Origin of the sequence: Bradyrhizobium genomosp. III (genome assembly GCF_000261705.1) — a bacterium.
Taxonomy (GTDB): domain Bacteria; phylum Pseudomonadota; class Alphaproteobacteria; order Rhizobiales; family Xanthobacteraceae; genus Bradyrhizobium; species Bradyrhizobium ottawaense.
Genome location: NZ_AJQF01000145.1, coordinates 1 through 25,088, shown reverse-complemented (window position 1 = coordinate 25,088; position 25,088 = coordinate 1). Strand labels below are relative to the sequence as shown.

Below are 25,088 nucleotides of genomic sequence, written 5' to 3'. Positions count from 1 at the left end.
CGGCATCCGCCGCTTTCGGCTTCAAGCCAGCGCTTGCGCAAGCCTATCCGGCCCGGCCGGTCACCGTGATCGTGCCATGGGGCGCGGGCGGCGGAACCGATGCGACCGCGCGCATCGTCGCAGCGCTGCTGGAAAAGGACCTCGGCCAGCCCTTCAACGTGGTCAACCGCACCGGCGGTTCCGGCGTGGTCGGCCATAGCGCGATCGCGACCGCACAGCCCGACGGCTACACCATCGGCATGCTCACCGTCGAAATCTCGATGATGCACTGGCAGGGCCTCACCGAGCTGACGCCGAAGAGTTACACGCCGCTGGCGCTGATGAACGAGGACCCCCCGGGCATCCAGGTCTCCTCCTCGTCGCCCTACAAGACGGTCAAGGAACTCGCCGAGGCGATCAAGGCGGCGCCTCCCGGCAAGTTCAAGGCCTCCGGCACCGGCCAGGGCGGCATCTGGCATCTGGCGCTGGTCGGCTGGATGCAGGCGATGGGCCTGCCCGCCAACCAGGTCGCCTGGGTGCCCTCGAACGGCGCGGCGCCTGCAATGCAGGATCTCGCCGCCGGCGGCCTCGACCTCACCACCTGCTCGGTGCCGGAGGCGCGCGCCATCATCGAGGCCGGCAAGGCCAGGAGCCTCGCCATCATGGCCCCCGCGCGCAACCCGATCTTCAAGGACGTGCCGACGCTGAAGGAAGCGATGGGCATCGACTATGCGACCGGCGCCTGGCGCGGCATCGGCGCCCCGAAGAACCTGCCGCCGGAGATCGCAACCAGGCTCACTGCGGCGCTGAAGAAGGTCTACGAGTCCGCTGAGTTCAAGGACTTCATGAGCAATCGCGGCTTCGGCACCGTGTGGGGCGATGCCGGCCAGTTCGCAGGCTTCATGGACAAGGGCGACGCCCAGATGGGCGAAGCGATGAAAGCGGCGGGCTTGAGCAAAGCGTGACGTTTCACATAGCTCACGCGTGAGATGACTTTGATTGATGGTCACGGCACTTCTTCAACCTCTCCCCGCTTGCGGGGAGAGGTCGGATCGCATCGCAGATGCGATCCGGGTGAGGGGGAGTCTCCGCAAATCCAATTCTCACCTCCCCCGCGGAGAGCCCCCCTCACCCCAACCCTCTCCCCGCAAGCGGGGCGAGGGAGAACATCGTACGTAGGACTTCTCCCATGCGTCTTCCCGACTCCGTTACGGGATCGTTTCTCGTCGTGCTTGGTGCTGCGGCTGCCTATGGCGGCTGGATCTTGCCGCCGGTGCCGGGCCAGCCGGTCGGCCCCAACGTGTTTCCGCTCGTGATCGGCAGCGGCCTTGCGCTGTGCGGGCTCGCGATCGTGTTCGGGATCGGCCATTCCTTCGAGGAGGAGGAAGAGCTGATCCCGCTGGAGGACGGCCAGGCCGCCGCTCCACCGCCGCAGGGCACGCTCTACGGCCTGCGCGCCTTGCTGCCGCCGGCGCTGCTGCTGTTCTACGTCGTCGCCGCCGACCGGCTCGGCTTCATCATCACTGCGGCGATCATGGTCTATGTGACGTCCACCGCGCTCGGTGCGAAGTGGAAGCTGGCGCTGCCGCTTGCCGCGCTGTCGCCGTTCGCCATCCACCTCATCTTCGGCAAGCTGCTGCGCGTGCCGCTGCCTGCCGGCCTGCTGCCGACGCCCTGGTAATCCCCCATGCTCAAGACCCTGATTGAAGCATTCGCGCTGATCTCCACCTGGGAGGTCATCATCGCAATGTTCGCAGCCTCCGTGTACGGGCTCGTGATCGGCTCGCTGCCCGGCCTGTCGGCGACGATGGCGACCGCCCTGCTCGTCCCCGTCACCTTCTACCTCTCGCCGATCGCGGCGATCGCAACCATCGTCGCGGCGTCCTCGATGGCGATCTTCTCCGGCGACATTCCCGGCGCACTGCTGCGCATTCCCGGTACGCCCGCCTCGGCCGCCTATGCCGACGAGGCCTATGCCATGACGCGCAAGGGCCAGGCCGAGCTCGCACTCGGAGCCGGCGTCTGGTTCTCCGCGGTCGGCGGCATCGCCGGCGTGCTGTCGCTGATGATCCTGGCGCCGCCGCTCGCCGAGATCGCGTTGTCGTTCTCGACCTTCGAATATTTCTGGCTGGCTCTGCTCGGCCTGATGTGCGCCACCTTGGTGGCGCGCTCCTCCCCGGTGAAGGCGATCGCCGGCATGTTCCTCGGCCTGCTGGTGTCCTGCATCGGCATCGAGAATCCCGGCGGCGTGCCGCGCTTCACCTTTGGCCTAACCGATCTGTTCGGCGGCATCGAGCCGATCCCGGCGCTGGTCGGCGTGTTCGCGGTGGCGCAGGTGATGCGCGCGATGCTGACGCCGGAGCCGCCGCCGCTGCCGCGGCGAAAATTCGGAAGCATCATGGCCGGCCAGTGGAGGCTGACCAAGCTGTATCACTGGCAGATGACGCGCGGGAACATCGTCGGCATCATCATCGGCGTGCTGCCCGGCGCCGGCGCCGACATGGCCGCCTGGGTCTCCTACGCGATGTCGAAGCGCTTCTCCAAGGAGCCGGAAAAATTCGGCACCGGCCATGTCGAGGGGCTGGTCGAGGCCGGCGCCAGCAACAATGCCAGCATCGCTTCGGGCTGGGTGCCCTCGCTGCTGTTCGGCATCCCCGGCGACACCATCGCCGCGATCGCGATCGGCGTGCTCTACATGAAGGGCCTCAATCCGGGCCCGACGCTGTTCACCGAGAAGGCGTCGAGCATGTACGCGATCTACCTGATGTTCATCATCGCCAACATCATGATGATCCCGCTCGGTATCGCCATGATCCGGATCGCGGCCTACATCCTGCTGGCGCCGCGCTCGGCGATCATGCCGGTCATCATGCTGTGCTGCGCGGTCGGCTCGTTCGCGATCGGCAACAACATGTTCGGCGTCGTCACCGTCGCCGCCTTCGGCGTGATCGGCTACGTGATGGAGGCGAACGGCTACCCGGTCGCCGCCATGGTGCTCGGCATCGTCATGGGCACCATGGTCGAGCAGGCCTTCGTCACGTCGCTGATCAAGTCCGACGGCAGTATCCTGCCGTTCTTCGAGCGTCCTGTCGCGGCCATCCTTGCCGCGATGGCGATCGGCGCCCTGCTGTGGCCGGTGATGGTGTGGGTCTGGCGCAAGATGAAATCGGCGCAGACGGCGGTGGCGACAAGCAGGTGATTCCGGGCGAGCGGCCCTCGCCTGCCCCGCCTCGGCGTTGTAAAGCAGGGCATGACTGAGAAGAAGGCCTCGCTGGACATCAAATCCCTCGCCCGCGACCTGCGCGACGGCAGCCGCGCGGCGCTGGCGCGGGCCATCACGCTGGTGGAGAGCCGGCGCGGCGACCACCAGGCGCTGGCGCGCGAGCTGGTGCAGATGCTGCTGCCCGACACCGGCAAGGCGTTCCGCGTCGGAATCACGGGATCGCCTGGCGTCGGCAAGTCCACCACCATCGATGTGCTCGGGACCTATCTGATCGAGCAGGGCCACAAGGTCGCGGTGCTCGCGGTCGATCCGTCCTCGGCACGTAGCGGCGGCTCGATCCTCGGCGACAAGACGCGGATGGCGCGGCTCTCGGCCTCCGACGATGCCTTCATCCGCCCCTCGCCGTCCTCGGGCACGCTCGGCGGCGTCGCGGCAAAAACGCGCGAGGCGATGCTGCTCTGCGAGGCGGCGGGCTTCGACGTCGTGCTGGTCGAGACCGTCGGGATCGGCCAGTCCGAGACCGCGGTCTGCGACATGACGGATTTCTTCCTCGCACTGATGCTGCCGGGCGGCGGCGACGAACTGCAAGGCATCAAGAAGGGCCTGGTCGAGCTCGCCGACATGATCGCGATCAACAAGGCCGATGGCGACAATCTCAAGCGCGCCAAGATCACCGCCGCCGATTATCGCGGCGCGCTGCATATTTTGGCGCCGCGGTCCGAACATTGGCACCCACCCGTCGTCACCTATTCGGCGCTGGCCGGCACCGGCATCACCGAGCTCTGGCAGAAGGTTCTGGATCATCGCAAGGCGATGAACGCGTCCGGCGATTTCGCCGTGCGGCGGCGTCAGCAGCAGGTGAAATGGATGTGGTCGATGCTGGAGCAACGGATGCTGGCGCGGCTGCGCAGCGAGGCCTCGGTTCGCAGCAAGGTCCGGAAGATCGAAACCGAGGTCGCCGACGGCCATCTCACGCCGGCCCTCGCCGCCGAGCAGATCCTGGAGTTGCTGCAATGAGCGAAAAGCTCCGCATTCTCCTCACCGGCTTCGGCCCGTTTCCCGGCGCGCCCTTTAACCCGACCCGGCCGCTGGTCGCGCGGCTCGCGCAACTGCGCCGTCCGGCACTCGATGATGTCGCGCTCTCCAGCCACATCTTCCCGGTCACCTATGCCGCAGTCGACCGGCAATTGCCGGAGGTGCTCGCGAAGGTGAAGCCGGATGCGCTGTTGATGTTCGGCCTCGCCGCGCGCACGCCTTACCTGCGCATCGAGACCCGCGCCCGCAACGCCGTCACCATGCTCTGGCCCGATGCCGCCAACACCCGATCGAGCAAGCGCGGCATCGCCGGCGATGCCGACGCGATGAATTTCGGTCCGCACACGGCAAGGCTGCTGCGCGCCGCGCGCCTCACCGGCATCGATGCGCGCGCCTCGCGCGATGCCGGCGCCTATCTCTGCAACTATCTGAGCTGGCGCGCGATCGAGAACGTGAAGGCGGGCGGGCCGCAGCTTGCGGCGTTCATCCACATTCCCCTGCTTGCGCGCGGCGGTGCGATGCGGCGCAAGGGCGCGCCGCGGATCACGCTGGACGAGCTGGTGGATGCGGGGGAAGCGATGCTGATGGAGATGGTGGCGTTGGCACGGAAGGCAGGGAACACGGCTTCGTAGGGTGGATTAGCGAAGCGTAATCCACCATTTTGGCTTCAGCACACACCGTAGTCGCGGTGAGATGGTGGGTTACGCCGCGCGGACTGCGCTTCGCGCAGCCGCGGGGCTAACCCACCCTACGGCACCGTCTCTGCGTAAACATTTAACCCTACCGCGAACAATCCTCACGACCCCGGTCGCCCTGCGCTACCTAGTCGGCGCGGACCCCCGCGTCCGCCGGAGACGCGTCATGGACCTCAATCGCCGCCATCTCATCGGAGCTTCGACCGCAGGCATCGCGGGCGCCCTCGCCATGCCGGCCGACGCCGCGCGCGCGGCGCCGCTGACATCCCTGCTGGGCCGCGATGCCACGCAATACGGCGTGCGGCCCGGCAGCAGCGAGGATCAGACCCGCGCGCTGCAACGCGCGATCGATGAGGCTGCACGCGCACGCCTGCCGCTCGCGCTGCCGCCCGGCGTCTATCGCAGCGGGCTGTTGCGGCTGCCCAACGGCGCGCAATTGATCGGTGTGCGCGGGGCAACGAAACTCGTCTTCACCGGCGGGGCTTCGGCGATCCAGAGCGACGGTTCGGACTCCCTTGGCCTCACCGGCATCACTTTCGACGGCGGCAACATCCCGCTGCCGGCGCGGCGCGGGCTGATCCATGTCCTCGGCGGGCGCGATACGCGCATCACTGATTGCGAGATCACGAATTCAGGCGGCAGCGGCATCTGGCTCGAGCAGGTGTCCGGCGACATCTCCGGCAACATCTTCACTGACATCGCGGTGACCGCGGTGGTCTCGTTCGACGCCAGGGGCCTCAGCGTCTCCCGCAATACGATCATCGGCACCAACGACAACGGCATCGAGATCCTGCGCACGGCGATCGGCGACGACGGCACGCTGGTTGCCGACAACCGCATCGAGAACATCAAGGCCGGCCCCGGCGGCTCCGGCCAGTACGGAAACGCCATCAATGCCTTCCGCGCCGGCAACGTGATCGTGCGCGGCAACCGCATCAGGAACTGCGATTACTCCGCCGTGCGCGGCAACTCCGCCTCGAACATCCAGATATCAGGCAACAGCGTCAGCGACGTGCGCGAGGTCGCGCTCTATTCGGAGTTTGCGTTCGAGGCCGCGGTGATCGCCAACAACACGGTCGACGGCGCGGCTGTCGGCGTCTCCGTCTGCAATTTCAACGAAGGCGGCCGCATCGCGGTGGTCCAGGGCAACATCATCCGCAACCTGATCCCGAAGCGCCCGATCGGCACCGCGCCCGACGACGACGCCGGCGTCGGCATCTACATCGAGGCGGATACCTCGGTGACCGGGAATTTGATCGAGAACGCGCCGTCCTACGGCATCGTCGCCGGCTGGGGCAAATATCTGCGCGACGTCGCGATCACGGGCAACGTGATCCGCAAGGCCCTCGCCGGCGTCGGCGTCTCCGTCGTGCCGGGCGCCGGCATGGCGCTGGTCAACAACAACATGATCTCCGAGACCCCGCGCGGCGCCGTGGTCGGCCTCGATCACGCGCGGGCCGTAACCTCGGATCTGTCAGCCGACGGCGCGCAACGATTTGCGCAGGTGGTGCTCGGCGGCAATGCAGTGCGAAGGTAGGCATCGGCCTGCAGCTGGGCCGTTCATCCTTCGAGGCTCCCCACGCGGCGCGTTGCGCCACGTGTCTCGCACCTCAGGATGACGGTGCAAGAGAGCCGGTTGCCTCTCCTCCATCCCCACCTTAACGGCTAGAACGCGTTCCTGAGCAGCGGGTACTTGGCTTCAAGGCCGTCGAGGCTAAAGGTGAATTCGACGACGCGCTCGGGGGCTGCGACGATTTCGGCGGCCGGCGCGGCGAACTGCGGCAGGAGCGATGCCATCGCGGCAGGCGCGGCCTTCGGCGGCTTCGCGGCAGACACAGCCAGCGGCGGCCTCACTTCAGGCGCAGCGCGCGGCGCCATCGCGGCAGGCGCGGCGAGCGGTGACCTCACGGCAGGTGCGGTCAGCGGCGCCCTCGCAGCCGGAGCCTTGAGCGGCGGCATCTCGGCAGGCGCGATGAACGACGCCATCGCAGCGGAGGCTGCGGGCGCGGCGAGTGGCGAGATCGGGGCTTCGGTGATCTCGGCGAGAACGTCCGGCTTCGGGTCGAGCCTGACCGGCACGGCGGTCTCGGGGGCGATGTGGACGGCCTTTGGGTGCAGGGTCTTGGGCTGCAAGATCTGCGCCTGCTGCTCGCGCGGAAACACACGGGGCATGGTCGCCGGCGACCAACCGAATGCCGGCGTCACGCTTGCAGCGGCCTCGGCGACGTCAGCACCGGTCGCAAGCGCGCGCCAGGTTTGGACCGCGCGCTTGGCTTCCTGGATATTTTCGAGGAATGCGATCTCTGAGTGATAACGGCGCCAGCGGCCGGTCTCGAACATTTCGGAGAGATGTTGCAGCCGCTGCTCGGCGAGAGCGCACCAGCGCGCCGCGACGTCGCGGCCAGCAACCACGGCACGCGCAGACGCGCAATCAGACTCTTGGCGATGTGTCATGAACCAGCCCGTCAGGGGAAAACACGGACGCGGGGGACGCAACGCACACGAATCAATTTAGACGCGACATGAATATTTTGTGGAAAAGTTTTGACTTGTCCAGCAACGACACGCCAGTCGTCGTCAATCACCGTAGTCGTGCGGAGATTTGCTGTGTTTTCGAGTCAAGCCTCGCACAAGCATAGCGGAGGTGCGACGCGCTGAGCGAACAGCCGACTCGAACACAGGGGCGTCCGATCAACCGCAAGCTGAACGAACGCGAGGCTTCGAAGAATCGGATGCCCAAAAGAAAAGACCCGTCCGGGGGGACAACCGGACGGGTCAAGCCATATGGGCGCTTGGGGTGGATGGGCGCTCGCGCCTGATATGACTGATGGGGAGGGATGACCGCTCCCACATAATTTGGTCGTGGCAGCTGGCTGAACGTTCAATGCGGGGTTCGCTTTTTTGAGCTTGGACGTGCGCGCATCTTTGTCGCAGCCGCTATCGCGTCGCCGGCCTATCCGCCTGAGAAATCGTGGATTTATCGTCCGCACTCGACAGCGAGGGTTGTTCGATCGCGCGGGTGCCAGGCTCATCGCGACGCTTCCCGGCATCTTCACGTTTTGTTGTACCGGACGCAGCCGCAACCGGCGTCGCGCTGTCGGCGGGAACAGCCATGACCGCGGCAAACGCATCGGTCTGGCCGTCGCCGAAAAGCTCGTCCCGCCCGGGGGAGCCGAGGTCGCGCGCGGTCTTCGCCAGCGTCATGCGCAGCGCCTCCGGCTTCAAGGTGTAATTGCGCTCGAGCAGCAACGCCGCGACGCCGGAGACATAGGCAGCCGAGAACGAGGTTCCCGACGTCATCTGGTACTTGCCGTCCGGCGCCGGCAGGAAGATGTCGACCCCGGGCGCCGAGACGGCGATGTAATTGCCGCGGTTGGATGCCGTAAACAGCCTGTCCTGCTGATCGGTCGCGCTGACCGCGATCACGTTGGGATTGGCGGCCGGATAGAGCGGCGGCGATTTTGCCCCGGCATTGCCGGCGGCGGCGATCAGCACGAGACCGCGCGCGGCGGTCGCCGCGATGGCGCGCTCGATCACCGCGTCCTTCGGACCGGCAAAGCTCATATTGACGATCTGCGCGCCGTGCTCGGCGGCGTAATTCAGCGACCGCAGGATGATGTAGGACGAGCTCTCGGCGCCGCCATTGCTGCCACCGAAGGCACGGATCGCGATGATGCGCGCCTGGGGGGCGCTGCCCATCAGCCGGTCATGCGCCACGATGGCGCCGGCGATGCCGGTGCCGTGGACGTGCGGCCCCTCCGCGCTGCCGAGCGCATCGAAATTGTCGGCGACGGAATTGGCGAGCTCTGGATGCTTGGTGTCGATGCCGGAGTCGATCACGGCGACCGTGACGTTGGCGCCGTGCGCCAGCGTATGCGCCTGCGGCAGGCGGAGCTTTGTCAGTGCATATTGCGCAGGATCGCCTTCGCTGGGGGGCGTCGATTTCTGGTCCTGCAGCACATAGCGGAAGTTCGGCTGGAGCGAGCGCACGCTGCCGTCGGCCGCGAATTCGCGCCGCACCGCCTCGTACGGCCGGCCATCCGTGACGCGAAACAGACCGAACGTAGCCCCGATCAGCGGGAAGCTCTCCGACGAGATCCGCGTCAAGCCGTGCCGGCGGGCCAACGCGTCAGCATCATCGGGCGACAATGTGCCGTCGATCTCGGCCACGAATTCGTTGGCGAAGCTGCGAAGATTGGCGGCGGCCGGCGTGGCGTTGCCGCGGCCCTTGCCGGCGCTCTTCTTGGCGGGTTTGCCCGAGCCACCGCCGCCGGCATTCGGCTGCGCCAGGCATTCGCCGTCGGCATCGCGATAGGGCGCGGTGCAGGCCGGATACAGGTTCGGCGAGTAGCGCGCATAGGGCAGCACCGTCGTCGTCGGTCGCAGGCGCGACGTCGTGGTGTGGGGAATGGTCGCCATCGTCCGCGGGCCGCGGTCGACGGACACCGCCCTGGCCGAGATGGTCGGAGCGATGCGCGGGGCGATGCTCGGAGAGATGGTCGGCATTCGCGTGGGCACGCTGATCGTCGGCGTGCGCATGATCGCCTGCGCCTGCGCAACCTCGACGCCGAGACAGGCGGCGATCAAAAGCGCCGCGCCGACCGATGAAGCGTAGGCCCCGGCGCGCACCCTGCCCTCGGACTTGCCTGTCATCGGATCAGCGGCGCGCTTAAGGCGCCGCGACGGCGAGGTTGACGAACTTCTCGCGCTGCATCTTGCCGAGCAGCGAGGCGAGCTCGTCCTGGCTCATCGCCTTGTCGAACTGGAGGCGGAACATGCCGCCCTTGGCATCGCCGATGATCGAGGCCTGGTAGCTGTCGAGCAGCGCGGTGATGTCGGCGACGCGGGCCTCGGGCGTGAAGCGCACCAGCGCGCGCGCCGGCGGAACAGTCGTACCGAGTTCGCGTGTGATCGGACCGCTGGTCGAGAGCGAAGCGGTCTGGAAGGTCGCGGGCTGGTTCTTCATCAGCACGGCGCCGATGATTCCGGCTTGCAGCATCAGCGCGATGGCGCCGAGGCTCGCCGACCACGCCAGCGTGCGCGGCGACAGGCTCGCGAAGAAGGTCGAGATGCGCGCCGACAGCGACAGCGAGCCGCTTGCCCGCGCCGGCTCGGCGTCGATCGAGGCGAACAGCTTCTGCAGCGCGCGCGCCGACGGAGCCCCCAAGCTCTCGTTCAGATGAATGGTCTCTTCGTACTCGCCGCGGATTGCCGCATATTGCCTGGCAAGCCCGGGATCGCGCGCCAGCGCTTCCTCGACCCGCCGCGCATCGCGTGCGTTCAGCGTGCCGGCCGCGTGCCACGGCAGCAGCAGTTCAATTTCACTGGGCTCTTGCTCCAGCATCTTCTTGCTCAAAGCCATCATGGCCAGCCTCGCTCAACGCCGGCTGCCTTCAGCAGTTCGGCCAGTTTCTTGCGCGCATAGAACAAGCGCGTCTTCACAGTGTTCTCCGGTATTCCGACGATTTCGGCCACCTCTTCCACGGACTTCTCGTGGTAGTAGACGAGATCGACGATTTCCCGATGGTCCGGCGAGAGGCCCGTCAGACACTCCCGCAACGCTTCACTGGTATCCTTTTTCTGCACCACCGTTTCCGGATTGTCGGACGTATCCTCGATCGCGTTGGCGGCGTCTTCGTCCAGCTCGAAATCCTTCCTGCGCCGGAGCGCAGACAGGGCCTTGAAACGGGTGATCGCCAGCAGCCAGGTAGAAACGGCGGATCGGCCCTCGAACTTGCCGGCTTGACGCCAGACGTCGAGAAACACCTCGCTGATGAGGTCTTCCGCCGCCTGCTCGTCCCGCACGAGCCTCAGCCCGAACCTGTAGACCCTGACATGGTGCCGCCCGTACAGCACCTGCATGGCGAGCCGGTCACCTTGGGCGATCCTGGCGATCAGGACCTCGTCCGAAGCCGCCTGTGTCACGCTCAATGCCCGTCTCGCAAAGTTGGTCGGGTCGGCGCGGCGGACGGTTCGACCGGGGGTGCAAAATTGTTCAGCGTACCGCAGTCATACGGTGGCCTATGTGACCTACCCCACATACGCGTACTTTTCTTGTCCCATCCGCGGCCGTCGGCCGCCTTCATCCAGATCGGTAACATAATACTGCGATACTTCCCTGCGGAATGCCTGTCCGGCACAGGCGGCCCGGCCTCGTCCGGTTCCATAGCAGCCCTGCACGACATATGTCTCGCCAAGCCCGGCTTAGGCTCGATCGCATCGCAAACGGATACCTGATCGCCGGCAAAATTTCTCCCGCCAGCCGACCGCCTTGTTCCGCGCTGCACGGTTCGGATTCGGTTTCCAAGGATACCAAACCTAAAGGCTTGCCACGTAGATTTTTACGCTGACATCACCATTGGCGGGACCATGAGCACGGCCGCGACGTCCTTTCCCGAGAGGAATGCCGCTGAGGTCGCGGATCTCGTGCTCACGCCCGAGGCGGCGGCTTCCGAAGTGCTGGCGCGCCGGGCCCGGCAGCGCCGCCAGATGTATATCGGCCAGGTGGCGAGCTATTCGCTGGGCGCCTCGGTCCTGCTGCTCTACGCCTATGGCGGCGCCGTCTCCATGGCCGTTCCATCGCTGTTCTGGCTCGGCGGCCTCCTGATCATCGGTACGTTCACCGTGCTCTCGGAAGCCGGCTTCGGCGACCGGTTCGAGGATCATTACCTCACCGTCTTCCAGATCTCGGCGCATATGGCGTTGCAGCTGCTGTTCCTGCTCGCAGTGCCGACGGTCGGGGTCGCGTTCATCGCCGTGCTGTTTCTGATCTTCGCGTTTGGCACGCTGCGGATGACCTCGAGCCAGGCGATGGTGACCTGGGGCCTTGCCACCTGCGGGCTCGCCCTGGTCTTCCTGGGCTCGGACCTGCCGATCGGACTGCCGGTTGCAACCCGCCTGGAGCGAACCGCCTCGATGCTCTGCTTCGTGCTGGTGATCGGCCAGTGCGCCTTCCTCGGCCTGTTCGGCGCCACCCTGCGCAAGATCCTGTACCGGCGCAGCATCGAGCTGAAGGCCGCCTATCAGCGCATCGAGGAGCTGGCCGAGCTCGACGAGCTCACCGGCTCCTACAACCGCCGCTGCATCATGCGCCTGCTCGACGCCGAGATCGAAAAGTCGCGGCAGACATCGATGCCCTGCGCGATCGCACTGATCGATCTCGACTGGTTCAAGCGCATCAACGACGCCCACGGCCATCCCGTCGGCGACGAGGTGCTGCGCACCTTCGCGATCACCATGTTCGCCAACATCCGCCCGGCCGACTGCTTCGGCCGCTACGGCGGCGAGGAATTCCTCCTGCTGCTGCCGGACACGTCGGACGACGCCGCACAGCGCATGCTCGAGCGCTTGCGCGGTATCATCGCCGATCTCGACTGGAGCGCATTCTCCCTGAATATGCGGGTGACCATTTCCGCGGGCGTGGTGACGCTGCGCGACGTCGATACTGCCGACACGTTTCTCGCGCGCGCCGATCGCGCGCTCTATTCCGCCAAGGCGCAAGGGCGCAACCGCATTGCAACGAGCTGACCAATCCATTTTTTCCCGCTGCGACAGAACCCGCCGCCGGACCGAGCGCTCCAGGACAGGGCCATGAGATCCAGATCCGCAAAAACATCCGAGAATCTGCTCGAGGAACTGCAGGCTGCGCTCTCGCACGGCACGGTCGCGCGCCGGGTCGAGACGCTGCGCCGCGTCACCGATCTGTTCGTGGGCAATTCGGTGGACTATTCCGATGACCACATCCGCGTGTTCGACGACGTGTTCCAGTGCCTGATTGAGCAGATCGAGACGTCGGCCAAGGCGCTGCTCGCCGACCGCCTCGCACCGATCGCGGCCGCGCCACCGAAAATCATGCGCACGCTCGCGCTCGACGAAGTCATCGAGGTCTCCGGCCCCGTGCTGTCGAAATCGGAACGGCTGGACGAGACGACCCTGATCGAGATCGCGCGCACGAGGGGCCAAGCCCATCTCAAGGCGATCTCGCTGCGGCGGGTGCTGTCGGAAGCGCTGACCGACGTGCTGGTGACGCGCGGCAACGAGGACGTGGTGCAGTCGACCGTCGGCAATCCGGGCGCACGGCTCTCCGAGGGAAGCCTCACCGATCTCGTCACCCGCGCCGAACGCGACGACGACCTCGCCACCTGCATCGGTCAGCGGCCGGACCTGCCGCGCCATCACTATTTGAAGCTGGTTGCGAAGGCGTCCTTGAGCGTGCGCAGGAAGCTCGAGGCCGCGCATCCGGAGCTCGTGGACGAGGTGTCGAGCGTGGTGCAGGAAGTGGCCCAGAGGGTCCGCGCTGCCACCATGACGAAGCAGACCGAGATGGCGCGCGCGCTGGTGAAGTCACTGCACGAGGACGGCCGCCTCAACGAATTCCAGGTCACCAGTTTCGCCGAGCAGGGCAAGTTCGACGAAACCAATGCGGGGCTCGCGGCGCTCGCCGGCGTCGCGGTCGAGACCGCCGAGACCATGATGATCGAAAGCCGCACCGAGGGCGTGATGATCCTCGCCAAGGTCGCCGGCATGTCCTGGCCGAGCGTGCGCGCCATCATCGCGATGCGCGAGAAGCTCTCCGGCGGCTCGCAGACCGACATGCTGACGCTGCGCGACGTTTACGAGGCGCTGCGCTCATCGACCGCGCAGCAGGTGCTGCGCTTCCACCGCATGCAGCTGGGCACGACGCCGGCGGCGTGAGGCCCGGCGCGTCAGTATCTCAGGACCCTCGCCCCGACCGCCGCGCCGATCGCCGTCACCAGCGCGGTCGCGAGCGTGTACCAGGTCGCGACGAACAGGGGCGAATCGTCGGTGCAGTGCGAGGCATAGAGCGTCGCGGCAAGGCCGGCCGACACCAGTCCGGCGAGCGCGCCGGCAAGCGCCGGCCGCGACGGCGCGCCATGGCGCAGGCCGAACAGCGCCCCCGCAAGCAGCGGCAGCGACATCGCCGGAATTGCGACCAGGCACACCCTTGAGTTCTTACCCATCAAGCGCATCGTCGTCGGCATGGCCGGCGCCATCATCGCCTCACTGCCGATCGCGACCGCGAGCAGCCCGACAGGAAGCAGCAGCAGCCAGCCCCAGCCACGCAGCAGGGCCTCGGGACGCGACAGATGCAGGCTGACGATGATGGCGGGAATCGCGAGCGACAGCGTCACCGCGAATTTCATGTCGAAGAACGGGTTGCGCATCGCGCTCATCACGTCGTGACGCACGCCGAGGAACGTCGCGAAGATCAGGATCGACAAGGGCGCGGCCACCAGGAGCGCCATGGTCAGCACCGCGCCGACGCGCGGCGCGCGATGCGCATTGTCGGCTGCGAGCGAACGGATGAGTTGATCGGTGTCCATGACTACTGGTCCCGCAGTTTAGTCGTCAGCGCCGCAAGTCCGCGATGCAGCGCGACGCGCACCGCGCCCTCGCTCATCGAAAACTTCGCCGCCGTATCCTTGATCGAGGCGCTCTCGACCGCGATCGACTGCAGCACGTCGCGCTGGCGCTGCGGCAGGGTGTTGAGCTGGGCTGCGACCTCGCCCGCGGAGGCGGTTTCCTCGGGCGCCTCGCCCGGAAGGGTTTCGGCGAAATCGTCGATATTGACGAAGACGCGCCTGCCGCGCCGGCGCAGCGAGTCGATCAGCTTGTTGCGGCCGATGGCAAACAGCCAGGGCGCGAAGGGGGCTTCGCTGTCCCAGGTGTGCCGCTTCAGATGCACCGCCAACAGAATCTCCTGCACGATATCCTCAGCCTGGTCGGGAGGCTGGCCTGCCCGTGCCAGGCCTCGCCTCGCTGCAGCGCGCAGCACCGGCGTGACCGCCCTCAACAGGCGATGATAGGCCGCATCATCGCCAGCCATGGCCGACCGCATCAGGCCGGTCCATTCGTCCTCACGTCCGCGCACGCGCGCCCCTCACCAATGCAATTCGGCCGTCCGTTCAATTTGTTACGCGGGCCCGGCGCGATCACGAATTCGTGATATGCTCCGGACCGCGCGACCGGTCCGGCCGTAAACGTCTGCGACGGCTCATAACACCGATCGGCCCGTCCCGCACCCGGCGGCTGGCTTCAGGGGGTCCGGTCTGCCCCGGTTTTGCCCGTTGTGGCCCGAAGATTCCCATTTTCTGCCCCGCTGTCGTCACGCCCCGGGGTCTCTGTTCGTTTCCGGGACGGGCGGAATTGGGGAGATCATCACCATGATGAAAGCCAGCGGGCGCGCGGCCCTGATTGTTCTTGCCGGCCTTTTGTTGCTGTTCGGAGGCCTTGCACAGGCGGCTCCAAACTCGGCCACAAGCAATTCGGACAGCGCGGGCAAGCAGGCCGACGCGGCCAAGCCGAGCAAGCACCGGCGCCATGAGTCACGCCGCACCACCACCAGCGGCAAGACAGCACAGAAATCCGACGACAAGGCCGACAAGAACGCCGCTCCGACCAAGGCCGACAACAAGGCCGACGAGACGAAGGCCGACAGCACGGCCGACAATAACGTCCCGGCCTCGACCCAGATGCCGCCGGCGGTCGCCAACGCCAATGCGCAGCTCGCCACCACCGACACCCCGACTGCGGCAGCGGCCTCGGCAATGACAGACCGCGCCAACACCAATGTCCAGGCAGCGGCCGATAATACCAACGCCGCGAACGCCGAGAGCCAGGTGGTCGCCCCCGATCAGCTCAACGACATCGACCGCGCCGCGCAACAGGACAACCCGCCCGCGCAGAAGGCGGTGATTGCCGCAACCGAGGCCCAGCCCCGACCGGCACCGGTGATGGCAAGCACCCAGCAGAGCTCTGCCTGGGACCAGAGCTCCCTGATCGGCAAGATCTTCATCGGCGTCGGCACGCTGCTGACGCTGGCGTCCGCCGCCCGCATGTTCATGGCGTGATTGCGGGCCCGATCCTGGCCCGAGAGACCTCCCCGGAACGCGCATCTTGCTGCGTGTTCCGGCCGCCGTTAGCCCCTTGAAGCTCACCGCGCCAGCGGGCACATTGCCCGCCCAATCAAAAGCGTGGGTGGAGCATGAGCACGTTCGAACACATCATCGTCGAAAGCAAAGGCGCGGTCGGCATCATCAAGCTGAACCGGCCGAAGTTGCTCAACGCGCTCTCCTTCGGCGTCTTCCGCGAGATCGCAGCTGCCGTCGACGATCTCGAGGCCGATGACGCCATCGGCTGCATCGTCGTGACCGGCAGCGAGAAGGCCTTTGCCGCCGGCGCCGACATCAAGGAGATGCAGCCGAAGGGCTTCATCGACATGTTCTCCGAGGATTTCGCCGCGATCGGCGGCGACCGTATCGCGCGTTGCCGCAAGCCGACGGTTGCCGCGGTTGCCGGCTATGCGCTCGGCGGCGGCTGCGAGCTCGCCATGATGTGCGATTTCATCATCGCCGCCGACACCGCAAAGTTCGGCCAGCCCGAGATCACGCTCGGCACCATTCCCGGCATCGGCGGTACCCAGCGCCTGACACGCGCGATCGGCAAGTCCAAGGCGATGGACCTGTGCCTCACCGGCCGCATGATGGATGCGGCGGAAGCCGAGAGAAGCGGCCTCGTCAGCCGCATCGTGCCTGCCGACAAGCTGATGGACGAAGTGATGGCGGCGGCCGAGAAGATCGCCGCGATGTCGCGCCCTGCGGCCGCGATGGCCAAGGAAGCGGTGAACCGCGCCTTCGAGACCACGCTCGCCGAGGGCATGAGCGTCGAGCGCAACCTGTTCCACTCGACCTTCGCGCTGGAGGACCGCTCCGAGGGCATGGCGGCGTTCATCGAGAAGCGCAAGCCGGTGAACAAGAACCGGTAACGTCAGGGAACGGGTCAGGCTGGTGTAAGGCTCGGCCGCGTTCCCTCAGAACTCCTGTGACGCACCTGCAACAAGCACGGATTTCATGGGGGTTTCCCCCGCGGCAGTTTGCCTGCGGGACCTCGGCTGGTTAAACAGTTAAGAGGCCACCGTCGGCGGGGGCGGACAGCCGGGGTAAGCGGGATTACATGATTGGGCGTACCGCCAGAGCTGGTCGCGAGATGACGCGGCATCGATCGGGCGTGGGTCCTGTGCTTGCGACATGGACCACGCTGGCGCTGTGTTGCGCCCTGCCCTCCGCCGCCTGGGCCGAAGCCCTGCCGGAGGCGCTCGCCAAGGCCTACCAGACCAATCCACAGCTCAATGCCGAACGTGCGCGACAACGCGCCACGGACGAGAACGTGCCGCAGGCCCTCGCCGGTTACCGGCCGCAGATCGTGGCGAGCCTCAGCGCCGGCCTGCAATCGGTTCGCAATCTGCTGCCCGACAACACAATCCAGACCGGCAATTTGAAGCCATGGATCATCGGCGTCACCGTGACGCAGACCTTGTTCAACGGCTTCCGCACCGCCAACAACGTGCGGGCCGCCGAGCTCCAGGTGCAGTCGGGCCGCGAGGCGCTGCGCAATGTCGGCCAGGGCGTGCTGCTCGACGCGGTCACCGCCTACACCAACGTGCTCGCCAACCAGTCGCTGGTCGAGGCGCAGCGTTCCAACGTCGCCTTCCTGCGCGAGACGCTCTCGGTCACCCAGCGCCGTCTCAACGCCGGCGATGTCACGCCGACCGACAGCGCGCAGGCCGAAGCGCGCCTCAACCGCGGCCTTGCCGATCTCAACGCCGCCGAGGTCGCGCTTGCCGTCAGCCAGGCGACCTATGCGCAAGTGATCGGCAATGCGCCATCGCAGCTTCGGGCCGCCGAGGCCGTCGATCGCTATCTGCCGAAGAGCCGCGAAGACGCCATGACCATGGCAATCCGCCAGCATCCGGCGGTGATGGCCGCCAGCTTCGACGTCGATGTCGCCTCCACCAACATCCGCATCGCCGAAGGCTCATTGCTGCCGAGCGCCACCATTCAGGGCAGCGCCAGCAAGAGCCGCAACAACGACCCGACGCTCGGCACCTTCGCCGAGGACCAGGCCTCGATCGTCGCCAATGTCACCGCGCCGATCTACGACGGCGGCCAGGCCGCCGCGCAGACCCGGCAGGCCAAGGAGATCACGGCGCAGAGCCGGCTCGTGCTCGACCAGGTCCGCAACCAGGCTCGCACGGCGGCAGTGAGCGCCTGGGTCGCCAATGAAGGCGCTAAGATCACCGTGTCGGCCTCGGAATCCGAAGTGAAGGCTGCGACCGTCGCACTCCAGGGCGTGCAGCGCGAGGCCGCCGGCGGACAACGCACCACGGTCGACGTCTTGAACTCGCAGGCCGATTTGATCCAGGCCAAGGCCCGCCTGATCGGCGCCAACCGCGACCGCGTCATCGCATCCTACACGCTGCTCAGCGCCATCGGCCATCTCGACGTCAAGACGCTCAGCCTGAACACGCCGGATTATTTGCCCGAGGTTCACTACCACCAGGTCCGCGACGCCTGGCACGGGCTGCGCACGCCGTCGGGGCAGTAGTTTCAATCTATCGGGCCGGTGCCCATGAAAAGCCGCCGCATCCATCTGACGGGCGCTTCGGGCTCCGGCGTGACGACGCTCGGCCGGGCGCTCGCGGGCCGGCTTCGTGACCGCGCCGCGCGAGATCCGGATGAAGCGATTGCGCGCCCGCGAGGCCGCCCATTTCGGCGCTGACGCCGTCGCGCCGGGCGGCTGGCGCCACGACGAGACCGAAGACTTCGTCGAATGGGCCTCTCATTACGAAGCGGGGGATCGCGAAGGTCGCAGTCTCGCCAAGCATGAAGCATGGCTCGCGGGCCTGCCCTGCCCGGTCGTGCGCGCGGACGGCTCACGTCTGCTTGCGGACATTGTCGAGCAGCTATGCAACGAAGCGCAGCTTCGATCCGGCTGATGTGGTACCGTCCCGGCACACTGCCAAATAAAACAACCAGGGAGAGAAACCGTGCTCGATCGACGCAGCGTCCTGCTTGCCTCCCTCGCCGCCGGAGTAGCCATGACCAACAGAGCCCACGCCCGCGCGGCGCAGCCTGCGACGCCGGTCAATTTCGACGTCCCCGCGCATGCCTGCGACTGCCACACTCACATTCATGGCGACGTCGAGAAGTTTCCGTTCTTCGCCGGGCGCGTCTACACGCCCGAGCCGGCAAGCCCCGAAGAAATGGCTGCACTGCACAAGGCGCTGCATATCGAGCGCGTGGTGATCGTCACCCCCAGCGTCTACGGCACCGACAATTCGTCGACCTTGTTCGGCATGAAGGCACGCGGCGCCAATGCGCGCGGCGTCGCCGTGATCGACGACAAGACGACCGAGGCACAGCTCGATGCGATGCAGGCGGACGGTTTCCGCGGCATGCGCCTCAATCTCGCAACCGGCGGCGTCAACGACCCCAATGTCGGCAGGTCACGCTTCACCACCGCCGTCGAGCGCATGAAGGCGCGCGGCTGGCACGTGCAGCTCTACACCACGCTTCCTATGATCTCGGCGATCAAGGACCTCGTCGAGACGGCGCCGGTACCTGTCGTGTTCGACCATTTCGGCGGGCTGGAAGCTTCGCTCGGCCTGGAGCAGCCGGGTTTCTCCGATCTCGCTGCGCTGGTGAAGTCCGGCAAGGCCTATGTGAAGATCTCCGGCGCCTATCGCTCGTCAAAGCTCGCGCCCGACTATCAGGACATGGCGCCTTATGCACGTGCGCTGATCGCGGCGAATCCGGACCGCATCGTCTGGGGCACCGACTGGCCGCATCCGGATTCGAGCCGTGTCGAGGGACGCAAGCCGACCGACATCGCGCCGCTCTATCAGATCGACGACGCCCGCCTGCTCAACCAGCTTCCGGTGTGGGCACCGGATGCCGATGTGCGCAAGAAGATCCTGGTCGACAACCCGGCACGACTCTACGGATTCTGACGGTCAGCGCGCGCGGCGCGAGAAGAACGAGATCAGGACCGGCAGCGTGACGAGGATCACGACCGGCGCCAGCATCATGCCGGTGACGACGACGACCGCGAGCGGCTTCTGCACCTGCGAGCCGATTCCTTCCGACAGCGCCGCCGGCAGCAGCCCGACGCCGGCGACGACGCAGGTCATCAGCACCGGCCGGAGCTGAAGCTCGCCGGTGCGCACCACCGCACTCATGCGGTCCATGCCCTCTTCGATGAGCTGGTTGAACTGCGACAGGATGATGATCCCGTCCATCACGGCGATGCCGAACAGCGCGATGAAGCCGATCGCCGCGGAAACGCTGAATGCCGTGCCCGATATCAAAAGTCCCAGCACGCCGCCGAAGATCGCCATCGGGATCACGCTCATCGCGAGCAGCGTGTCGGTCATCGAGCCGAAATTGAACCAGAGCAGCACGCCGATCAGCGCCAGCGAGATCGGCACCACGATCGACAGCCGCCGGATTGCGTCCTGAAGGTTGCCGAACTCGCCGACCCAGTCCATGTGCGAACCGGGCGGCAGCTGCACCTGCTCGGCAATCTTCTGCTGCGCCTCGCGGATCGCACTGCCGAGGTCGCGCTCGCGCACCGAGAACTTGATCGGCAGATAGCGTTCCTGCTGCTCGCGATAGATGTAGGCCGCGCCCGAGACGAGGCTGATGGTGGCGACCTCGCTCAGGGGAATCTGCGTGACGGTGCCGTTCGGCCCGGGTGCGCCGATGCGCAAATTCTGGATCGCCTCGGCACTCCTGCGGTATTCCGGCGCGAGGCGGACGATGATCGGGAAGTGACGATCGGAGCCGGACTCGTAGAGATCGCCCGCCGTGTCGCCGCCGATCGCGACCTTGATCGTGGCGTTGATGTCGCCCGGCGCAAGGCCGTAGCGCGCGGCCTTGGCGCGGTCGATGTCGATCTGGACGGTCGGCTGGCCGAGCGAGGTGAACACCGCAAGGTCGGTGACGCCCTGCACCGTGGCCAGCACCGACTTGATCTTGTTGGCGGTGTCGGTCAGCGCCTGCAGGTCGCTGCCGAACAGCTTGATCGAGTTCTCGCCCTTCACGCCGGAGACGGCCTCGGAGACGTTGTCCTGGAGATATTGCGAGAAGTTGAACTCGACACCGGGGAAGCGATCGTCGAGCTGCTTGAGCAGTTGCGCGGTCAGCTCTTCCTTGTCGCGGGTCCCGGGCCACTGACTGATCGGTTTGAGCGGCGCGAAGAACTCGGCATTGAAGAAGCCGGCGGCGTCGGTGCCGTCGTCGGGACGGCCGTGCTGAGACACGACGGACTCGACCTCGGGCCGGGCGCGGATCACCTTGCGCATCTCGTTGACGTAGCTGTTGCCTTCCTGGAGCGAGATGGTCGGCGGCAGCGTGGCGCGAATCCAGAGATTGCCCTCTTCCAGCTTCGGCAGGAATTCGAGGCCGAGCATCCGGCTGAGCGCCACCGTCATCAGCACGAGGCCGACCGCACCGCCGAGCACGATGTTGCGGTTGGCGACCGCCCACTGCAGCAACGGCGAGTACAACCGGTGCAGGATCCGCATCACCCTGGTCTCGGTTTCCTCGACATGCGCGGGCAGGATGATCGCGGACAGCGCCGGCGTGACGGTGAAGGTCGCAAGCAGCCCGCCGGCCAGCGCATAGGCATAGGTGCGGGCCATCGGCCCGAAGATGTTGCCCTCGACGCCGGACAGCGTGAACAGCGGCAGGAAGGCCGCGATGATGATCGCCGCGGCAAAGAAGATCGAGCGCGAGACGTCGGCGGCCGCGCTGAGGATGGCGTGGCTCTTCATGCCGAACAGAGTCTCATTGGACATATGTTCGGTCTCGGACATCGGCGTCGTCTGGGTCAGACGGCGGAAGATCGCCTCCACCATGATGACGGTGGCATCGACGATCAGGCCGAAATCGATCGCGCCGACCGACAGCAAATTGGCCGATTCCCCCCGCAGCACCAGGATGATGACGGCGAAGAACAGCGCGAACGGAATGGTGGCGCCGACGATCAGCGCGCTGCGCAGGTCGCCGAGGAAGATCCACTGCAACAGCACGATCAAGAGAATGCCGACCACCATGTTGTGCAGCACGGTGTGGGTGGTGAGCTCGATCAGGTCGCCGCGGTCGTAGATGCGTTCGATGCGCACGCCGGGCGGCAGGATGCTGGAATTGTTGATGGTCTGAACGAGCTGGTGGACACGCTTAATGGTCGGCGAGCTCTGCTCGCCGCGGCGCATCAGGACGATGCCCTGCACGATGTCGTCGGACTCGTCGAGGCCGGCAATGCCGAGGCGCGGCTTCTGGCCGACGGTGACGGTGGCGACGTCCTTGACCAGCACCGGATTGCCGCCGGTCTGCGCCACCATGGTATTGGCGAGATCGTCGATCGACCGGATCAGGCCGACGCCGCGCACGACCGCCGATTGCTGGCCGATATTGACGGTGTTGCCGCCGACATTGACGTTGGAATTGCCGACCGCCTGGAGCAATTGCGGCAGCGTCAGACCGTTGGCGACCAGCTTGTTGAAGTCGACCTGGAGCTCATAGGTCTTGCTCTTGCCGCCCCAGCCGGTGACGTCGATGACACCAGGCACGGCGCGGAAGCGGCGCTGCAGGATCCAGTCCTGGATGGTCTTGAGATCGAGCACGCTGTAGTTCGGCGGACCCACGAGACGGTAGCGGAAGATCTCGCCGATCGGGCTGAGCGGCGAGATCTGCGGCTGCACGTTGCCCGGCAGCGGCGCGAGCTGCGCCAGGCGGTTCAATACCTGCTGCAACGCCTCGTCATAGGTGTAGGCGAAGGAGAACTGGAGTTTGACGTCGGAGAGGCCGTAAAGCGAGATCGTGCGGATGGTCGTCAGGTTCTTCAGACCTGCGACCTGGGTCTCGATCGGGATCGTGATGTAGCGCTCGATCTCCTCCGCCGACAGCCCCGGGCTCTGCGTCACGATGTCGACCATCGGCGGGGTCGGATCGGGATAGGCCTCGATGTTGAGCTGGTTGAACGCGATGACGCCGCCGATCAGCACGGCGACGAACATCCCGACCATCAGGAAGCGCCGGTTGACGGCAAGGGCGACGAGACGATCCATCAGGTCTTCAATTTGTCTTCAGTTTTTTGGGTCGTCGATCAGCTGCCGGACGCCGCGCGGTCGATGAACAGGCTGCCTTTGGTGACGATCTGCTCGCCGGGTTTCAGATTGCTGGTGACCTCGACGAGGTTGCCGTTGATGAGGCCGATCTTGATCTGGCGCAGCTCGACCGACTTGTCCTCGCGCGCGACCCAGATGCGGACCTTGTCGGCTTCATAGATCAACGCCTGCTTCGGCACAGCGGGCGCGGCGCGATCGCCGGCCGAGTAGATCGTGACGTTGGCGAACATCTCGGGCTTGAGCAGCCCGTCCTTGTTGTCGATGGTGGCGCGGACCTGCAGGCGGCGGGTGTTGGGGTCGATCGCGGCAGCGACGTAATTGATCTTGGCGGTCAAGGGGCGGCCCGGCAGCGCCATCACGTTGACGGTGATGTCCTGGCCGATGCAGACCGCGGCGGCGTCGCTCTCGCGCACGAAGGCGGTGAGCCAGACCGTGGAGAGATCGCCGACCACGAAGACTGGATCGCTGGCGCCGGAATTGACGTACTGGCCGGGGCCGATCTTGCGCTGCACGACCGTGCCGGAGATCGGCGAATAGATCGTGACTTCCGGATTGATGGCGCCTTTGTCCTGGAACGCCTTGATGGTCTCGTCGGTGAAGCCGAGGATGCGCAGCTTGTTGCGCGCGGCTTCCAGCGCGGTCCCCGAGGAGCGCATGTCGTTGCGCGCCTGAACCTGGGTCGCTTCGGCCTGCTGATAATCCTTCAGCGGAATGGCATGGCCCTCGTAGAGGTCCTTGGCGCGCTTGAACTGGATGTCGGAGAGCTCGAGCGCCGACTTCGCCTTGTTCTGCGAGGTCATCGCCGCGATGAAATCGTTCTGGGCCTGCACGGTGTCGGCGGCCTCGATCGTGAACAGCGGTTGGCCCTGCTTCAGCATCTCACCCGGCTTGGCCAGCAGCTTGGTGACGCGGCCGGCATAGGGCGAGAACACCGGTGTCGAGCGGTCCTCGTCGACGGCGACCTTGCCTTCCGTGACATATTCGGCGCGGAAGGCCTTGGCCTTGACCGGCTCGATCGTCAGCGTCGCCCATTCGGACGGCGTCGGCGTGAAGTTCTGCGCATTCCTGCGCGACTGGCTGGAGATCTCGGAGTGCTTCTTTTCCTTGGACCCGGAAGAGAGGAAGCCGTAGGCACCGGCGCCGACACCGGCAAGAGCTAGTAGAACTACGGATGTGATCACCCGTTGTTTTGTAAACACCTGCAATCGCTTGGTATTTTCAACTACCATGGAGCCCGGTCGTGTCTGCGACGATCTCGGCAGATGCCTGCCTTATCGGTTGCGCTAATAGTGCCGAATTGGGAGTTCAAACAACCTAAAAAACGCCGGGCGCCTTTCGGTTTGCGTTAAAATTTCGCGACATGTCAGCTTCACGTCAGCTTCGCGCCGGCCACTGTGCCGGATGACTGCCGAGCGGCATTGCCGGACGGCTCCATTGCGCCGGCGTCTTCGACAGCATCGCCGAATGGCGCACCGCCTTCAACATGCCGAAGCCAGATGGCACGCTCTCGATGAACGCAGCATGTACAGCGTCGCCCGTAAGATCCGGGGTGTTCAGTCCGCCATCGAGCCGGCCGAGATTCCAAAGCCAGCGCCCGGTCTGCGCCAGCGACACACGCACGTGCCAGCTGCCGCCTTCGCGCGCCTGACGCGCCTTGGCCATCATCGCGCCGAACGCCATCAGATAGCCGGTGGCGTGATCGAGCATCTGCGCCGGCAATTCCTTGGGGCCATCGAGACCGGCAGCGCGTCCCTCGGCGTGATTGAATCCGGTCGTGGTCTGCACGAGGGAATCGAAACCGCGCCGCTCGGCCCAGGGGCCGGCGTGGCCATAGGCCGACAGCGTCACATAGACGATGCCGGGATTGATCTGCGCTGCATCCTCGGGCGCAAAGCCGAGGGCGGCGAGCGCGCGCGGGCGATAGCCCTGCGAGAAGATGTCGGCGTCCCGCAACAGTTCGCGCAATTGCGCCCTGCCCGTCTCGCTTTTCAGTTCGATGAAGGTGGTGAGCTTGCCGCGGCCGGTGTCGATGGTGAGCCAGGGAATGGCGGGCAGCTCCGGCCCTGACACCAGCAGCACATCCGCACCATGCGCAGCGAGCGTGCGGCCGGCGACGGGCCCCGCGATGACTCGAGAGAGATCGAGCACGCGCAGGGCTGCAAGCGGA

23 protein-coding genes are annotated in these 25,088 nt (G+C 66.1%); 14 read left to right on the top strand and 9 right to left on the bottom strand.

The annotated features are described in order from the left end of the window. From IC66_RS0112290 to IC66_RS0112265, 6 genes are all read left to right on the top strand, one after another. On the top strand, positions 1–944 hold a 944-nt coding region (locus IC66_RS0112290; RefSeq protein WP_038947819.1), incomplete at its 5' end, for a tripartite tricarboxylate transporter substrate binding protein. Between the two features lie 224 nt (positions 945–1,168). Then, complete coding sequence (locus IC66_RS0112285; protein WP_038947818.1) at positions 1,169–1,660, top strand: tripartite tricarboxylate transporter TctB family protein; 492 nt, start codon at positions 1,169–1,171, stop codon at positions 1,658–1,660. A 6-nt stretch (positions 1,661–1,666) separates the two neighbouring features. Further along, a complete protein-coding gene (locus IC66_RS0112280; protein ID WP_038947817.1) occupies positions 1,667–3,178 on the top strand; it encodes a tripartite tricarboxylate transporter permease in 1,512 nt (503 codons plus the stop codon). A 51-nt stretch (positions 3,179–3,229) separates the two neighbouring features. Next, entirely contained in the window at positions 3,230–4,219 is a 990-nt protein-coding gene (meaB, locus tag IC66_RS0112275; RefSeq protein WP_038947816.1) for a methylmalonyl Co-A mutase-associated GTPase MeaB, read from the top strand. Further along, positions 4,216–4,869 (top strand): pyroglutamyl-peptidase I, encoded by a 654-nt coding sequence (locus IC66_RS0112270; RefSeq protein WP_038947815.1) that lies wholly within the window; start codon positions 4,216–4,218, stop codon positions 4,867–4,869. Before meaB ends, IC66_RS0112270 begins: the two co-directional genes overlap by 4 nt. A 229-nt stretch (positions 4,870–5,098) precedes the next feature. Beyond that, the gene (locus IC66_RS0112265; RefSeq protein ID WP_038947814.1) at positions 5,099–6,469 is read left to right on the top strand and encodes a TIGR03808 family TAT-translocated repetitive protein; all 1,371 of its coding nucleotides are present in this window, start codon (positions 5,099–5,101) and stop codon (positions 6,467–6,469) included. 128 nt (positions 6,470–6,597) lie between these two features. Here the strand turns inward: IC66_RS0112265 and IC66_RS0112260 are convergent, their stop codons facing one another. Both IC66_RS0112260 and IC66_RS0112255 read right to left on the bottom strand, forming a co-directional pair. After that, positions 6,598–7,344 (bottom strand): TIGR03809 family protein, encoded by a 747-nt coding sequence (locus IC66_RS0112260; protein ID WP_038947813.1) that lies wholly within the window; start codon positions 7,342–7,344, stop codon positions 6,598–6,600. A gap of 525 nt (positions 7,345–7,869) precedes the next feature. Further along, positions 7,870–9,351, bottom strand: coding sequence for a S8 family serine peptidase (locus tag IC66_RS0112255; protein ID WP_349643736.1), 1,482 nt, complete (start codon positions 9,349–9,351; stop codon positions 7,870–7,872). Here IC66_RS0112255 and IC66_RS49085 point away from each other — a divergent pair. Beyond that, positions 9,341–9,547, top strand: coding sequence for a hypothetical protein (locus IC66_RS49085; protein WP_349643735.1), 207 nt, complete (start codon positions 9,341–9,343; stop codon positions 9,545–9,547). The two genes, IC66_RS0112255 and IC66_RS49085, sit on opposite strands and share 11 nt — an antisense overlap. 54 nt (positions 9,548–9,601) lie before the next feature. Here the strand turns inward: IC66_RS49085 and IC66_RS0112250 are convergent, their stop codons facing one another. Next, a complete protein-coding gene (locus IC66_RS0112250) occupies positions 9,602–10,297 on the bottom strand; it encodes a hypothetical protein (RefSeq protein WP_038947810.1) in 696 nt (231 codons plus the stop codon). Then, positions 10,294–10,863: a sigma-70 family RNA polymerase sigma factor gene (locus IC66_RS0112245; RefSeq protein WP_018315733.1), complete on the bottom strand. Its 570-nt coding sequence runs from the start codon at positions 10,861–10,863 to the stop codon at positions 10,294–10,296. Before IC66_RS0112245 ends, IC66_RS0112250 begins: the two co-directional genes overlap by 4 nt. Positions 10,864–11,301: 438 nt before the next feature. On the opposite strand from IC66_RS0112245, the gene IC66_RS0112240 reads away from it, so the two are divergent. Continuing rightward, positions 11,302–12,459, top strand: a complete 1,158-nt coding sequence (locus IC66_RS0112240; protein ID WP_028143182.1) for a GGDEF domain-containing protein — start codon at positions 11,302–11,304, stop codon at positions 12,457–12,459. 63 nt (positions 12,460–12,522) lie between these two features. Then, positions 12,523–13,626 (top strand): DUF2336 domain-containing protein, encoded by a 1,104-nt coding sequence (locus IC66_RS0112235; protein WP_038947809.1) that lies wholly within the window; start codon positions 12,523–12,525, stop codon positions 13,624–13,626. Between the two features lie 11 nt (positions 13,627–13,637). Here IC66_RS0112235 and IC66_RS0112230 read toward each other — a convergent pair whose 3' ends face one another. Beyond that, positions 13,638–14,276, bottom strand: coding sequence for an NrsF family protein (locus tag IC66_RS0112230; RefSeq protein WP_028143184.1), 639 nt, complete (start codon positions 14,274–14,276; stop codon positions 13,638–13,640). Positions 14,277–14,278: 2 nt separating this feature from the next. Then, a complete protein-coding gene (locus IC66_RS0112225; protein ID WP_028143185.1) occupies positions 14,279–14,824 on the bottom strand; it encodes a sigma-70 family RNA polymerase sigma factor in 546 nt (181 codons plus the stop codon). A 292-nt stretch (positions 14,825–15,116) separates the two neighbouring features. Here IC66_RS0112225 and IC66_RS0112220 point away from each other — a divergent pair, with 292 nt between their 5' ends. The 5 genes from IC66_RS0112220 (at position 15,117) to IC66_RS0112200 (ending at position 19,741) form a co-directional block, all read left to right on the top strand. Beyond that, on the top strand, positions 15,117–15,803 hold the full coding sequence (locus IC66_RS0112220; protein WP_038947808.1) for a hypothetical protein: 687 nt from the start codon (positions 15,117–15,119) through the stop codon (positions 15,801–15,803). A gap of 134 nt (positions 15,804–15,937) precedes the next feature. Continuing rightward, positions 15,938–16,717: an enoyl-CoA hydratase gene (locus IC66_RS0112215; RefSeq protein WP_028143187.1), complete on the top strand. Its 780-nt coding sequence runs from the start codon at positions 15,938–15,940 to the stop codon at positions 16,715–16,717. A gap of 221 nt (positions 16,718–16,938) precedes the next feature. Then, on the top strand, positions 16,939–18,336 hold the full coding sequence (locus IC66_RS0112210) for a TolC family outer membrane protein (protein ID WP_049801717.1): 1,398 nt from the start codon (positions 16,939–16,941) through the stop codon (positions 18,334–18,336). A gap of 106 nt (positions 18,337–18,442) precedes the next feature. Beyond that, positions 18,443–18,727, top strand: a complete 285-nt coding sequence (locus tag IC66_RS0112205) for a hypothetical protein (protein ID WP_370091933.1) — start codon at positions 18,443–18,445, stop codon at positions 18,725–18,727. Positions 18,728–18,778: 51 nt separating this feature from the next. Continuing rightward, positions 18,779–19,741 (top strand): amidohydrolase family protein, encoded by a 963-nt coding sequence (locus tag IC66_RS0112200; protein WP_038947807.1) that lies wholly within the window; start codon positions 18,779–18,781, stop codon positions 19,739–19,741. A gap of 3 nt (positions 19,742–19,744) precedes the next feature. On the opposite strand, the gene IC66_RS0112195 is transcribed toward IC66_RS0112200, so the two are convergent. From IC66_RS0112195 to IC66_RS0112185, 3 genes are all read right to left on the bottom strand, one after another. Next, positions 19,745–22,861 carry an efflux RND transporter permease subunit gene (locus IC66_RS0112195; protein WP_028143190.1) on the bottom strand — a complete coding sequence of 1,039 codons (3,117 nt, stop codon included), beginning with the start codon at positions 22,859–22,861 and terminating at the stop codon, positions 19,745–19,747. 38 nt (positions 22,862–22,899) lie between these two features. Beyond that, positions 22,900–24,150 carry an efflux RND transporter periplasmic adaptor subunit gene (locus IC66_RS0112190; RefSeq protein ID WP_038947806.1) on the bottom strand — a complete coding sequence of 417 codons (1,251 nt, stop codon included), beginning with the start codon at positions 24,148–24,150 and terminating at the stop codon, positions 22,900–22,902. A gap of 145 nt (positions 24,151–24,295) precedes the next feature. Next, the coding region (locus IC66_RS0112185) for a CoA transferase (RefSeq protein WP_038947805.1) at positions 24,296–25,088 on the bottom strand (793 nt) is incomplete at its 5' end.